The sequence below is a fragment of the Amphritea sp. 1_MG-2023 genome, assembly GCF_030547545.1.
GTDB lineage: Bacteria > Pseudomonadota > Gammaproteobacteria > Pseudomonadales > Balneatricaceae > Amphritea.
Map to the genome: position 1 here is coordinate 1 of NZ_JAUOQE010000078.1, position 987 is coordinate 987.

Sequence of the window (987 nt, forward strand, 5' to 3'; positions counted from 1 at the left end):
AGCTGACAACGACTACTCTCCTTAACCTGTTTAACGGTTTATGCGTCCTGAGCGGCGATTTTTTCATTTAAATAACCTTAGTGATCATGCATCACCTGAAGCTCACCAATGATGGCTGGGCATAGTGTTACTTTTTGCATACTTAACCATGAAAGCAGTCTTTTCATGGCCGAGTGCCCACGCGGGAAAGATAATCCAAACTCTAATGATAATGCACCTATACGCGACATACAGGCGGTACGATCGGCGACAAAGCCTTCACGCACTCGGTGTACGATGAGCTGGCTTTGTGACTCAATCGACTTAACGGCGACAAAGCGCATGTCAGGACGACGGGCCGCTTCAGTAATCGCCAATGCATCGATAAAGTCATTTTTGTTGCCTTTAACGAAAGGCTTAACGTATTGAGGTGGGATTAATCGAACGTCATGACCATGATCCAAGCAGAGGCGACCTAACCAATGAGCACCGCCGTAGGCCTCAAAGGCAATGAGACATGGAGGGAGTTGAGCGATAAACGTAATGAGTTTTTGACGCGAGAGTTTCTTTTTGCAAACTTGCTGATCTTGGGCGTCACGACCCATAAAATGAAAAGAAGACTTGCCTAAATCGATTCCAAGGACTTTGATATACATGAGATGGTTCTCCTTGTTGGTTTCGTCACCTTTCCAGCATAGCTGGTTAAAAGCGAGGGGAACCATCTCATTAAGGCATGTCAGACGACACACCTTTAATTATTACGTTGGTAGCGGGGGTTAGTGTTAGATGGACGACCTTCCTGAGGGCTTATAAAGAGCCGAGCCCGACGCTTTCCTAACGATATTCTATGTGCCAAATTTCAGGCGAAAAAAAAGCCAATCTTTCGATTAGCTTATCTTTCCGTTGTGGTAGCGGGGGCCAGTGTTAAATGGACGACCTTCCTGAGGGCTTATAGAGAGTCGAGCCCGATGCCTTTCTTACAATTACCGATACATTCTCAAATTTCAG

At 45.9% G+C, this 987-nt stretch carries 1 protein-coding gene; it reads right to left on the bottom strand.

What is annotated here, in order from left to right:
- Positions 1 to 77: 77 nt before the first annotated feature.
- The gene (locus Q4488_RS18735) at positions 78 to 635 is read right to left on the bottom strand and encodes an IS110 family transposase (protein WP_303582119.1); all 558 of its coding nucleotides are present in this window, start codon (positions 633 to 635) and stop codon (positions 78 to 80) included.
- Positions 636 to 987 lie beyond the last annotated feature (352 nt).

Bases quoted from the DNA above. Each gene is read 5' to 3' on its own strand.
- Q4488_RS18735 (WP_303582119.1), bottom strand. From the start codon at position 635: ATGTATATCAAAGTCCTTGGAATCGATTTAGGCAAGTCTTCTTTTCAT.